Annotated in this window: 7 protein-coding genes; 3 read left to right on the forward strand and 4 right to left on the reverse strand. The window is 53.0% G+C overall.

Translation table 11 applies throughout. The features are described from left to right. Positions 1–305 precede the first annotated feature (305 nt). On the reverse strand, positions 306–2825 hold the full coding sequence (topA, locus tag AB1757_30880) for a type I DNA topoisomerase (protein MEW6131474.1): 2520 nt from the start codon (positions 2823–2825) through the stop codon (positions 306–308). A 29-nt stretch (positions 2826–2854) separates the two neighbouring features. Continuing rightward, the gene (locus AB1757_30885) at positions 2855–2995 is read right to left on the reverse strand and encodes a hypothetical protein (GenBank protein MEW6131475.1); all 141 of its coding nucleotides are present in this window, start codon (positions 2993–2995) and stop codon (positions 2855–2857) included. A 134-nt stretch (positions 2996–3129) separates the two neighbouring features. Here AB1757_30885 and rlmB point away from each other — a divergent pair, with 134 nt between their 5' ends. Next, entirely contained in the window at positions 3130–3858 is a 729-nt protein-coding gene (gene rlmB, locus AB1757_30890) for a 23S rRNA (guanosine(2251)-2'-O)-methyltransferase RlmB (GenBank protein MEW6131476.1), read from the forward strand. Positions 3859–4012: 154 nt separating this feature from the next. Here the strand turns inward: rlmB and AB1757_30895 are convergent, their stop codons facing one another. Then, a complete protein-coding gene (locus tag AB1757_30895) occupies positions 4013–4237 on the reverse strand; it encodes a hypothetical protein (protein ID MEW6131477.1) in 225 nt (74 codons plus the stop codon). 674 nt (positions 4238–4911) lie between these two features. Between AB1757_30895 and AB1757_30900 the strand changes: the two genes are divergently transcribed. Further along, positions 4912–10974 (forward strand): HYR domain-containing protein, encoded by a 6063-nt coding sequence (locus AB1757_30900; GenBank protein ID MEW6131478.1) that lies wholly within the window; start codon positions 4912–4914, stop codon positions 10972–10974. A 353-nt stretch (positions 10975–11327) separates the two neighbouring features. Here AB1757_30900 and AB1757_30905 read toward each other — a convergent pair whose 3' ends face one another. Then, the gene (locus AB1757_30905) at positions 11328–12284 is read right to left on the reverse strand and encodes an integron integrase (GenBank protein MEW6131479.1); all 957 of its coding nucleotides are present in this window, start codon (positions 12282–12284) and stop codon (positions 11328–11330) included. A 140-nt stretch (positions 12285–12424) separates the two neighbouring features. On the opposite strand from AB1757_30905, the gene AB1757_30910 reads away from it, so the two are divergent. Next, positions 12425–12766 carry a hypothetical protein gene (locus AB1757_30910; protein MEW6131480.1) on the forward strand — a complete coding sequence of 114 codons (342 nt, stop codon included), beginning with the start codon at positions 12425–12427 and terminating at the stop codon, positions 12764–12766. Positions 12767–13008: the final 242 nt, after the last annotated feature.

Raw genomic sequence — 13008 nt, forward strand, 5'->3', positions numbered from 1 at the left:
TTTTGTTGACCTTTGCTGATCAGGGCTGTCAAATAACTCTCATCTTTTTCGCTTAGTTTTATATGTTCTTTTTTCATGATAAAACTAAATGACTAAAAGACGTAAAAACTTAGAAAACGGTGTACTAGCAATAGCGGTAATACGCTAACTTCTGCTTCTCTTTCTCTCAATTCTTTAGGCCAGAAAAGTACAGCTCTTTCCTTCAGTTCTTTTAGAGTGCGCGCATACTTGCTCATAGAATGCAGATTCTCTCATAAGGACTGTGTTCCTGCGAGAGGCATAACTTGCGTTGGTTTATTAATTTCTTACGCCGAGATGGTTGCGCCTTCGGTAGCCGTATCCGTGCCTTCGGTTTCGACAACCGCTTCCTTGTAATCGCAATCTTCGTTGCGGCAGAGCAATTCGCGGCTGCCGTCTTTTTTCCACTTCTCAACTAAAAATCGCGCGCCGCATTGCGGACAGGATTTCGCAACCGGTTTATCCCACAACACGAAATTGCATTTCGGATAGTTCGAGCAACCGTAAAAGGTTTTGCGCTTGCCGCGTTTGACAACGATTTCGCCGCCGTCTTCGGGACAGGCAACGCCGGTCGTATCCTGCTTGATGTATTTGCACTCCGGGTAATTCGAGCAAGCCGTGAAGGCGCCGAATCGCCCCTGTTTAATCACCAGATGTTTGCCGCATTGCGGGCATAACTCTTCGAGTTGCACAGTGGGTGCGGCAATCGCGCCGCCCTTTTGAATTTTGCGGGTGGTCTTGCATTCAGGATAACCTGTGCAAGCCAGGAACTGTCCGAAACGCCCACGCTTCATCGCCATCGGACGCCCGCAATTTTCGCAGGTCTCTTCACCGGCGTTTTCGTGCGTCTCTTCATCGACATCATCGTGAACTTTCGGCAAATCGCGGGTGGTCTTGCATTCGGGATAATTCGTACAAGCCAGGAATTCGCCGAACCGTCCGAATTTTTTCGCCATAAACGAACCGCAATTTTCGCATTTGATGTCGGTGATGATTTCCTGGCGTTTGACATCGCGCATATTGACTTTGGCGTGTTCGAGGTCTCTGGTGAACTTGCCGTAAAATTCCGCGAGCGCCTCTGTCCAACGCATCTTGCCATCTTCGATTTCGTCGAGTTCCTCTTCCATGCGCGCGGTGTATTGCACATTGAACAGGTCGTCGAAATTTTCAACCAGCAGGTCGTTGACAATCATGCCAAGTTCGGTGGGGAAAAAGCGTCCCTCTTTTTTGGCGACATATTCGCGGTCGGTGATCACCGTCATAATCGAAGCGTAGGTCGAAGGTCTGCCGATGCCCTTCTCTTCGAGGGTTTTCACGAGCGTCGCTTCGGTGTAACGCGGCGGCGGCTCGGTGAAATGCTGATCAGGCGACAGCTTGTTTAACTTCAAGGTCTCGCCCGGTTCGACACGCGGCAGTTTATGCTCCTGCTCTTCATCCTCTTCGTCCTTTTCGTCTTTGCCTTCTTCGTAAACCGCCAGAAAGCCGCTGAATTTCAACACTGACCCGGTGGCGCGAAACAGGTAACGTTCACCGGCTTTAATATCGATGGTCGTTTGATCGAATATCGCCGCCATCATTTGCGAAGCGACAAAGCGTTGCCAGATGAGTTTGTATAAAGCCAGTTCATCTTTACTGAGATAGCGCGACATGGCTTCGGGAGTTCTGAGAACCGAGGTCGGGCGAATCGCTTCGTGGGCGTCCTGCGCACCTTTTTTCGAGCGATAGAACACAGGTTTTTCCGGCAGGTACGCCGCGCCATACTGCTCGCCGATATAATCGCGCGCTTCGCCGAGCGCCGCATCCGATACGCGCGTCGAATCGGTTCGCATATAAGTAATGAGACCCACTAACCCCTCTTCACCGATTTCAATGCCTTCATACAAACGCTGAGCAATTTGCATGGCTTTCTTCACCGGAAAACGCAATTTGCGCGAGGCTTCCTGTTGCAGTTTGGAAGTGATAAACGGCGGCACCGGGTTGCGTTTCTTTTCTTTCGTAGTGACCGACGAAACCACGAAGGTCTGTTTTTTGATGTCGCTTACGATGTCTGTTGCCTGCTTTTCATTGCTGATGTGAATTTCGTTTTTCCTGACCCCGTAATCGGCAATCACCCCTTCAACTGAAGTCGGATTGAAATCTGTGGTCTTGACGGTCTTTTCATCAATGCGCAAAAGCCTGGCATCAAAAGCCGGTGGGAGTTTGGCGCCGAGGTTGGCTTCAATCGTCCAATACTCTGTGGGAATGAAGGCTTGAATTTCGCGTTCGCGTTCGACCACCAGGCGAAGCGCCACCGATTGCACGCGCCCGGCGGAAAGTCCGCGCCGCACTTTGTCCCACAGCAAAGGCGAGACCTGATAGCCGACGATTCTATCGAGAAGTCGTCGCGCCTGTTGCGAATCAACCAGGCGTTGGTCGATGTCGGTGGGATTATTGAACGATTCTTTAATGGCGTTTTTGGTAATTTCATTAAACAGCACGCGCCTGACGGTCTTTTTATTTTTACCGCGCCCTTCGAGTTCCTCTTTGATATGCCAGCCGATGGCTTCGCCTTCGCGGTCAGGGTCGGTTGCGACAAAGATGGTGTCGGCGTCTTTGGCGGCGGCTTTCAATTCTTTAATGACTTTGGTTTTTCCAGGGATAACTTCATAGGTCGGCTCGAAATTATTCTCGAAATCAATGCCGATGCCTTTTTTCGGCAGGTCTTTGATGTGCCCGACCGAGGCGAGAACTTTATAACCGGAGCCTAAATATTTATTAATGATTTTGGCTTTCGATGGAGATTCAACAATTACTAATGATTTTGCCATAACGTTTAAATACCAATCTAATCTTCTTTTTATTCTTGTAACATAAAATCAAATTTTGCAAGTGTGGGAATGTAGCGATGCGCTTTGTCGGTGTCAAGCAAACGAATAAGTTCGGCGCGTCTGGCGCGTCCTGCGGCTCGCTTCGGCTCGCAGTCCGGCGCGTCTGCCAAGGCTTACGAATTCTGCAAGTCGTTGGCGGTTTATTTTTTCAACCTGCTCACCTTTTATTTTGCAGTCACCTCGCCAGACTCGATAGACTCGCCGGACTTGCAAGACGCGCCGGACGCGCTAGACTATTTCCGCTATGTCACAAGTTTACGGTGTGCTTCCGGTGCTTGAAGCGATACGCGCCGGGCGGCGCAAAATCGAACGCATCATCATTGCCGATTCAGCGCGGCACGAACGTTTAAAAGAAATATTTGCAGCGGCGCGTAGCGAAAATATTCCGGTCAGGCGTGAACCACGCCACGCTTTGGACAAGCTCGCCGGGCAAGCTAATCATCAAGGGGTGATTGCGGTGATTGCCGCTGCGAAATATGCGGACGCTGATGATTTGCTGACGACGATTACGCCGCAATCGCTTTTCGTTTTGCTTGATGGCGTCGAAGACCCGCACAACCTCGGAGCCATCATTCGCACGGCAGAGTGCGCAGGGGCAACGGCAGTCATCATTCCCGAACGGCGCGCGGTTCACTTAACCGAAACCGTCGCCAAATCATCGGCGGGCGCGATTGAATATTTGCCGGTCGCGCGGGTGACCAACCTGGCGGCTTTCATCGAACAGTTGAAAAAGCGAAATGTCTGGGTGGTGGGTGTCGATATGGCAGGCGCGACGGGTTATGACCAGTATGATTATCAAGGGGCAACCGCCCTGGTATTTGGCGGCGAAGGCGCAGGACTTCATCGACTGGTGCGTGAACGTTGCGATACGATTGTGTCGATTCCTCTGCGCGGCAAAATTTCCTCATTGAATGTATCAGTCACCGTCGGCATTGTGTTATTTGAAGCCCAACGCCGGAACAGTAAGCAGTAGGCAGTAGGCAGCGGGCGGTAGGCAGTGGGCAGTTAGGATTGCAATTTTTGCCTCTCGCCTTAATAAGCAATAAGTTTCCCTCGTGCAGCAGGAATAAGGACGGTTGCTCCTGCAAGTCCGCAATACCAGACGGACGGCTCTACATTCTGTTGGCTTACATTCGGTGACCAAACAGGTTTCTACCTTCCAGCCTTTGTTCGTCCGGTGAGAGCGTCAGCCTATCGACCATTCTTTCCCATCTCAATTCACAGGTCGGCGGGCGGGCATTGAGCAGCCGCCAGGTTCCTGAATTGGTATCATTGCTCGACGATGATACCAATTTCCCGCCAGACAAAAACCTCATCACCATCCAATTCGGGACGCGAAGTTCTCTTTTCAAAAATACTCGAAAGTCAATGATTGCAGCAAAAAGGCTCCGCAAATTTTCGCGCAGTCTGTGTAAAATTACACATCTCGCGAACGGTTGATCTTGCGCCTGAACCTAAGGCAATGAGGCTGCGTCCCGAAACTGCTAAGACCGCCTGAGCAACCTCATCATTCGGCACGCCCATTCACTCATTCAACCGGAGCGCGAATAGCCTTGCGTTCATCCGCGAGACTACCGGGTTATCAGGGTTCGTCACGTCCGGGTAATTCAGGCGTTAAAGCTTTTGGCAAAGTCATCGGCGCAACGGCAAGAAAGCACTAAATGACGAGCCAATCACCTTGATGGGGTTCAATCTTCTCCTTTTATATCATTCTTAATTTTCCTCTCAAGTGTTTGCCCGGTTCTCGTACAACTTTAAAGCAAAAACTAAAACCGCTTTTCACTCAAGGAAAAACTGTATATCCTTCATTCAGGCACACCGATTTTGAATCATCGAAAGGCGCGATGAGAAACCTCTGGTAATCTCACTACTAATAATCAACTTTTAATCTTCAGCATTTGTATTGATCGCAAGAGCAATTATTTAGCTGGAACTGCCGCTTGTTAAGCTCGCATTTCATCCACCTGAATGTTGTGTTCTCTGCGCCAAGAGGTTTTATTGAACTCTCGCCAGCCAGGAGATCATCATGAAACAACAAGTTAATAAATTTTATACCCAAGGGCGAATCACCATTATATTCGCATTTATAATCCTCACCGCAGTGGGATTACTGGTTTTGCCAATGAGTAGCAAAACCTCATCCAAGTCTATCGAACGGCAGAACATTCAGTTGATGGAGGGTGGGCGACTTGGCGTCAGACTGACAGACGGGCAGGAATTGACTGCCCTATATGCTGGTCAGTCGGAATCAAAAAATTTAATCGCTTCAGGAGAAGCGAGTCCCAAGACCTTGGCGGCGGCGGATTTTGATGAAGACGGCAGTCCCGATCTCATCAGCGGTTACGGTACTGGGCGCGGTGGTGTGATTACGCTGCATAGAGGAAATAAAAGTTACCGTCAAAATCTGGACAATCTTTCGGCTGAACAAACCCAATCGGCGACGAGCGCCGCGTTTCTTTCCCAAGCCGAAACCTTTGAGCTGCCCCAATCTCCCGATTTCATAGGCACCGGTGATTTCGACAATGATGGACATCAGGACGTGGTCGCCACTGCGCTCAACGGCGATGCGTTGCTCCTGCTGCCGGGAAATGGTCGGGGCGGCTTTGGCGTGGTCGAGCCAATCCCTTTGCCCGGACGGGTCACGACAATCACCGTCGGTGAGATGAATCGCGCTGACCACATTGCCGACATAGGCGTCGCGATTGTCGGCGATAACGGGTCGCAGGTGCTGGTCTTTGAGTCACCCGAAGGCGCGCTGACGACCAGAGAGAAGCGCATTAAGAAATTTTTCGATGCCGCACAAGCCCAGCCTCCCGACATTGCGACGATTACAGACGGTCGCAAGTTCCTCGGCTACCGCCCTGTGCTGACAGTCGTCCCCTCGCTCACGGCGGAACCCGACAACCCGACCTCGCCTTACTATTCGCCTGCCGATGTCCCGGCTTATCCCGAACCGGAAGTCTTCGCTATGCCTGCCCAAGTAAATGCGCTGGTTATGGGGTGTTTGAATGGTGACAGCAAGTATGATCTGGCGGCAGCAGCGGGCGAGGAATTGCTGATTGTCAGCGGGCGTGACCGCAAGTTGATGCTCACGCAGGCTGCCCGCGCAGATGTGCCGGAAGCAAAGATTGAGCGGTTTCGCTTAGGTTTCGGAATTGAGGCAATGGCAATCGGCAACTTCGTTTGGAATCGGCAGTATCGCGCGTCGCTGGCTCTGTTGTCCGATTCCGGTGAAGTGCATCTCTTGACTCCCGGCGGGATCGCGCCTGAGCCGTGGTCAGAGTCCGAAAAACGGCAGCGCGAGACTTTCGTCAAGCGCCTCGAAAAATTTGAAGCCAAATTGAGGAAAAACGGCAAGGCAGGTGCCGAAGGCGTTCTGGCGCGGCAGAGCGTGATTAACGCGGAACGTCAGAGAGTTTATAACCAGTTGAAGTCCGCCGGATTGCTCCCTGGTGTTACTCCTGCCGAATTGCCCGCTGATGCGCGGACGGACTGGCAAATTACCGAGAGTCTTGCGGTGGTTAGCGAGCAAGAGGCGAGAATTTTAAGCCAAGCCGGGCGGCGCGGCATCACGCGCCTCGCGGTGGGGCGAATTTCCGGCAAGAACGCCGACGACCTGATTGTCCTTGACGAAGCCGAGCAACAGATGCACATCGTTGGCTGGGATTCTCCGAATCGGAATTCGCAAATTGCCGGGCAAGCGGCGAAGGGTAAACAACCGTTCGCTAGACTGGCGAAGCTCGACACCGTGAATGCCCCCGTGGCGGCGCTTGCCATGCACTTGAACAACGATGCGGTGAGCGATCTGGTGGTGTTACGACAAGGAGCGAGCGCACCGTCTACGATTACCACTGCGCCGATGATGACCTTCACGGTGAAATCCACCAGCGACACCAGCAATGGCAGTTGCGGAGCGAATTGTACGCTTCGCGATGCGATTAATGCAGCCAACGCCAACCCCGGCGACGACATGATTGTTTTTGATATTGGTTCGGGAACGCCCTCGATTACGCTCACCAGCAACTTGCCCGAGATTACCGATGTGGTGACGATCAATGGCAATACCGGCGGCGCGACGCGAGTTGAAATCATAGACAATGGTGCGACGGCTCAGGTGTTTAAGATTATCGTTAATAACTGCGCCGTGCGTTCGCTTGTCCTCCGGGTAACGGAAGGCGACGGAATCGCTTTTCAAGAGAATGGCGGATGCGCGGTCACGGGTTGCATCATGACCGGAATAGCCACCAGCAACTCAGAAGGCGTGCGCCTGTCGAACACGACCTACACGGTGATAGGCGGATACACTGCCGCAGACCGCAACGTCATCAGCGGCTTCGATGGCAGCGTGCTATCGCTTTTCGATGCCCATGCGGTTCAGGTGATAGGAAACTACATTGGCACGAACGAAACGGCGACTGCGGCATATGAGCTTGGTCAGGAAACCAGCGGGATTTATCACATCTTCGCCGAAGGCATGGAGGTGGGAGGCACTGCGCCCGGAGCTGGCAACGTGATTTGGGGAGATGGAGTAGGTGTCAGTGTCGGGGATAACGGTTTCATCGAAGGCAACCTGATCGGCACGGACATTACCGGCACGAAAATTCTCAGCAGGGCAAGTGATCTCGGCGCGGCTGGCGGGACTCAGGCATTCGGCGAACCGCCCGCTATCGGCGGGAGTGCGCCTATGGCGCGTAACCTGATTTCCGGCGTGATAACAGGGGTGTCTGCGACACCGGCGTACGTCGTCAACAACTTCATTGGCACGGACATCACCGGCACCAAGGTGCTGGGTGAACCGCTGGGTCCGCAGGGCAATCTGAAATTTGGCGTGATCGTCTACCCTCGAGGCGTCACGACTATTGGCAGCAACCTCATTTCGGGAAATGGGGTCGCCGGCGTTTTCCTTAAGGTTGCCGGAAAGGTCACGACGGCAGGCAATCTCATCGGCACGGACATTACCGGCGCGCAGGCAATCAACAACGGCCACGGATGGGCGAGCAATTGCGAGGAAAATCCAGATGGGAGTTGCGGCTCATCAGACCCGGGGGTGGACGAGGTTGTCATCGGCGGGCTGGGGTTGGCGCGAAACATTATTTCCGGCAATCACGGAGATGGCATCAGGAATTTCCAGAAGACGAAGAACATACGGGTTGAAAACAACTATGTGGGCGTTGATATAACCGGTGCCAACCCTTTAGGCAACTGGGGGCGGGGCATTAGAGCCGGCGGGGTTACGGCTCGAATCGTCAACAACCTTGTATCAGCCAACAACTTTCAGGGAATGTATCTCGGCTCGGGCGCTTTCGGTGCCAGCTCGACATTTGATCAGGTTGCCGAAGGCAACAAAGTGGGCACCAATGCGGCAGGCACGGCGGCACTGGGCAATGGCTCAGACGGTGTTGACTATGGCGGTTTCAATTTATTAATCAACAACCTGATATCAGGCAATCGGGGACATGGGGTGCGCAGTTTGACCAATCTTGGCACCTTGATTCAGAGCAATCGCATTGGCACCGACATCACTGGTGTGAACCCGCTGCCGAATACCGGAGATGGGATCCATATCTATCGCGAGACCATTGATTTGGTTTTGAGCAACACCATCGCGTTCAATAATGGGCGAGGCGTTCGCGTGGATACATCCGATAAGGTGCGAATTCTCGGCAACAGCATTTTCTCCAACGGCGCTGAGGGCATCTCGCTATACAATTCAAATAACAATCAGCCCGCGCCGGTTCTAACCTCTGTCATGGTGAGCGGCGGGAGTTTGACCGTATCCGGCACGCTCAATGCCCCCGCGGGAAATTACAAGTTGGAATTCTTCAGCAACGACGAGTGCGATCCGTCCGGCTCCGGCGAAGGCAAAACCCTGATTGGCTCAATGCAGTTTAACAAAACCGGCAGCGGGCAGGAGTCCTTCACGGCCTCGGGCTTGCTCATGTCGGTTTTGCAGGAAAACATCATCACTGCTACCTCCACAAGCGTCGGCGGCGAGGTCAATGGCGAATCCTCTCAGTTTTCCAATTGTCTGCCGCTCTGCACGTTTACGCTCAGTTGTCCGAGCAATATCACCACCGGCACAGATGCCGGGCAATGTTCCGCGCAGGTGAGTTTTACGCCTACAGCGTCGGCTTCCTGTATTGATGGGATCACCTATGAGGTGATCCCCACCTGTACGGCAGGCGGCGTAACCATCACCTCGCCACACACTTTCCCGGCAGGCACGACGACCGTCACCTGTTCGGCAGGACCTGAGCAGTGCTCGTTCACCGTGACGGTCAATGATGACGACGGCCCTATTGTTACGGTTCCCCCGGACATCGTGGCCGACGCTCTCCCGGATCAGTGTTCGGCGTCGGTGTCATATACGGTAAGCGCCAATGATGCCTGCTCCGGTCCGGTACCGCTGGTCATCTGTACAGTGAATTATGCAATAATCACATCGCCTTACGTCTTCCCCAAAGGGACGACGACCGTCACCTGCGATGCGTTGGATGCAGGGAACCGGAGAAGTTCGGCTTCATTCACCGTGACGGTTAGGGACAGGGTCGCGCCCGTGGTCACGGTTCCGGCTAATATTGTCCAGAGCACGGACGCCGGTCAGTGTTCGGCGTCGGTTTCATTTGCCGCCAGCGCAACAGACAACTGTGATGCGGTAACTCTGGTTTGCAAGGTTGGCGACACGGCGATTACCTCTCCGCATGTCTTTCCTAAAGGAATAACCACCGTCACCTGCTCGACAAGCGATACGAGCAGCAATTCCGCAAGCGCCGCGTTCACCGTCACAGTCAACGACAGCCTTGCGCCGACGGTCACCGTACCGGCAAACATCACACAAGCGACAGATGCCAATCAATGCTCAGCTTCTATCGGATTCAGCGTCAGTGCCAATGATGACTGTGACGGCGCGCTTACGCCTGTCTGTAAGGTTGGCGACACGCCCATCACCTCGCCCTATAGCTTCCCGAAAGGCGTGACCACAGTGACCTGCACGGCAAGCGATGCATCGAGCAATACCGGCACCAACAGCTTTACAGTTACCATCAACGATACCCAGGCACCGGCGATTAGCTGTGCAAACGTTGCGGCGCAATCAGCCAACGCTGATGCCAACTGCGCCGCCCCTGTCCCGGATGTCAGAAATCTGGTCAGGGCACAATCAAGTGATAACTGCACGGCTGGCGTTGATCTGGTTGTCACACAAAGTCCCGCGCAAGGCTCGCTGGTCAGCGGCACGGGTTCGCACCCCATCATGGTCACGGTCACGGATGCGAGCAACAACAGCGCCACCTGTGTGGTCGCCTTCACATTGATTGACACGACATTACCGGTGGTTCTCTGCCCTGCCAATATCGTCAAAGTAACGGAACCGAATCTCTGTTCGGCAGTCGCTACCTTCTCTGCAACGGCAAGCGATAATTGCTCGGGTGTGGGCACGCCGGTTTGCACGCCGCCAAGTGGTACAACTTTTCCAACCGGCACCACGATGATAACCTGCACGGTGCGCGATGCCGCAAATAATCAATCGACGCCCTGCTGGTTTACGGTTACGGTGATGGATACACAGCCACCTTCGATCACCTGTCCGGCAAATCAAACGAGCGTCACTGTGAATCCCGGCAACTCCACAGTCACGGTTACTTATCCATCACCAACGGCGGCAGACAACTGCGGGTTGGCAAGCGTCGTCTGTAATCCACCATCGGGCAGCGCCTTCCCTCTGGGAGTAACGACGGTCACTTGTACAGCGATGGATGTGGCGGGCAACACCACGACCTGTTCATTCACCGTCACCACCTTCGATGTGTGCGTGCAGGATGATTCCGTGTCTTCGCGCGTGTTGTTATGGAATTCGGTGACGGGAGATTATCGTCTATGTAGCAGCGGCGCCATCGTGACCGGCAAAGGCACGTTGAGCCGGCAGAGCAACCTGTTCAAGCTAACCCATAACGCCGCAGATCGGCGATTGATGGCACAGGTTGACGTGGGAGCCGCTCGCGGTTCGGCGAGTTTGCAGATGCCGGTTGGTATTATTTACTGTACGATCACAGACCGCGACCTCCGCAACAACTCCTGCCTGTGTCAATGACGCTGACTTGATCCTGAGGGCGTGCTTGAGAAAAGTTGTTCAGGCACGCTCTCACACTTCCCTTTTCAGTAGCCGGTAGGCGGTAGTCAGTAGTCTGTACTAAATATTTTCTATAGTTTTTAAGAAAAAGTTTTCCACAAGCAGCGCCGAAGGCGTGTCATTCAATAGCCCTGCGCAACGCGCTGGGTAAGCGACGGGAGACACCAGAAAGCCCTGAAAGGGCGCAATCAATCGGCGGTTATTACGCCCTTTCAGGGCTTCAAGCAGCAATCTTTTCTTAAAGTCTATAACTTCTGCTTACCAACAACCGACTACCGGCTGCCGACTACCGGCTACTGACTACCGACTACCGGCTATAACTTGTCTAAAGGGCTTCGCGCCGCGCTGCCGCCTTTTTGTAAAACGTGGGTGTAAATCATGGTGGTGTTTAAATCTTTGTGACCGAGCAAGGATTGAATGGCGCGAATGTCATAGCCGTCTTCGAGCAGATGGGTAGCGAAGCTGTGGCGCAGGGTATGCGGGGTTGCCGGTTTGGCAAGACCCGCCCGCGTGACCGCTTCATAGATGGCGTTTTGAATAGTCTTTTCGGAGAGGTGGTGACGGCGTTTCACACCTGAACGCGGGTCTATGGAAAGTTGCGCGGCAGGAAACAGGTATTGCCAGCCGCTTTGACGATTCGCATTTGGATACTTTTTCGCTAAAGCGTAAGGCAAATAGACCTCGCCATACCCTTGTAAAAGGTCTGCATCGTGTTGGGCTTTGGCTTTAAGGATTTGAGCTTTGAGCGCCTCGGTCAACGATGACGGCAACATGGTGACGCGGTCTTTTGCGCCTTTGCCATCGCGCACAACGATTTGCCGGTAGCCGAAATCAACGTCTTTGATGCGCAAGCGTAAAGCTTCCAGTAACCGCAAACCTGAGCCGTAAAGTAAACTTGCCACCAGCAATTTTACGCCGGTCAGGTGTTGCAAAATGGCGCGCGCCTCTTCGCGGGTCAACACCAGCGGCAAGCGTTCGGGTTGTTTGGCGCGCACCACATCGTCAAGCCAATCCAGCGGGCGTTTGAGAACCTCTTTATAAAGAAAGAGGATGGCGCTCAGTGCCTGGTTTTGCGTCGAAGCAGCAATCTGACAATCAACTGCAAGGTGGGTGAGAAAAGCGGCGACTTCCGGTTCACTCATTTCTAACGGATGGCGTTTTTGATGAAACAGAATGAATCGTTTAATCCAGCCGAGATAAGCGTCTTCGGTGCGAATACTATAATGTTTAGCGCGCAGGACGCCGCGAGTTTGATCGAGTAGTTTTGCCATAAACACCTCTGCACGGAGCGGTTAATTTTCAGCAACTCTACCGGTAAAAAATTTAATGGTCAACTTGCTGCCATAGCGGTTTGCGCGTATGATGGCTCTGTTTTAACGACATCATTTCCGCAAAGCTGACAGGCCTGTTTATGCGCATCGGATTAAGTTTAAAGCCCGGTCAAGGCGGCACCAAGCGATTGCTCGAAAGTTATGGCGAGCGTCTGCTGTGTGTGCGTTACCGGTATGATCGGGAAAAGCAGAAGCGTTATAAAACCGTCGAGTTGATTGTCGAAGAGAAAGAATGGCATCCGCAAAAGCGCGCTTATCGGGCGAACAGCATTGTCGGCGTCAAGGTGGCATTGCGCGAAAAAGAGTTGCAAAACCGCATACGGCGAGCCGGCGGCAAATGGAATCATGAAAAGCAAGTTTGGGAATTGCGATATGATGCGGCGGTGCGACTGGCGCTCGAAAAGCGCATTGCGCGCCAGTAAGTTTTATAAATGTAGATGTCGGCTCCATCCATTAGTATATGGTCGCAATCATCTGCTAATAGATGGAAGTTTATAAATAAATATGCACCCATCTATTAGCAGATGGCGCGCATTTCGCCGAATTCATGTTAGCTGTCATGAATGGTTGATTCACAACCAACGATGAAAAATGGATCGAGTCGGAGTATGCTCTTTGAAGTCTCAGCGTCAATCAGGTCGGACTCCCTTGGTGCCTCGAGCCC

It is taken from the genome of Acidobacteriota bacterium, from assembly GCA_040754075.1.
In the GTDB taxonomy this organism is placed as follows: Bacteria; Acidobacteriota; Blastocatellia; order UBA7656; family UBA7656; genus JBFMDH01.

Excerpts from the sequence above, each read along its gene's own strand:
- topA (MEW6131474.1), bottom strand. The coding sequence starts at position 2,825 with ATGGCAAAATCATTAGTAATTGTTGAATCTCCATCGAAAGCCAAAATC.
- rlmB (MEW6131476.1), top strand. The coding sequence starts at position 3,130 with ATGTCACAAGTTTACGGTGTGCTTCCGGTGCTTGAAGCGATACGCGCC.
- AB1757_30900 (MEW6131478.1), top strand. The coding sequence starts at position 4,912 with ATGAAACAACAAGTTAATAAATTTTATACCCAAGGGCGAATCACCATT.
- AB1757_30905 (MEW6131479.1), bottom strand. The coding sequence starts at position 12,284 with ATGGCAAAACTACTCGATCAAACTCGCGGCGTCCTGCGCGCTAAACAT.
- AB1757_30910 (MEW6131480.1), top strand. The coding sequence starts at position 12,425 with ATGCGCATCGGATTAAGTTTAAAGCCCGGTCAAGGCGGCACCAAGCGA.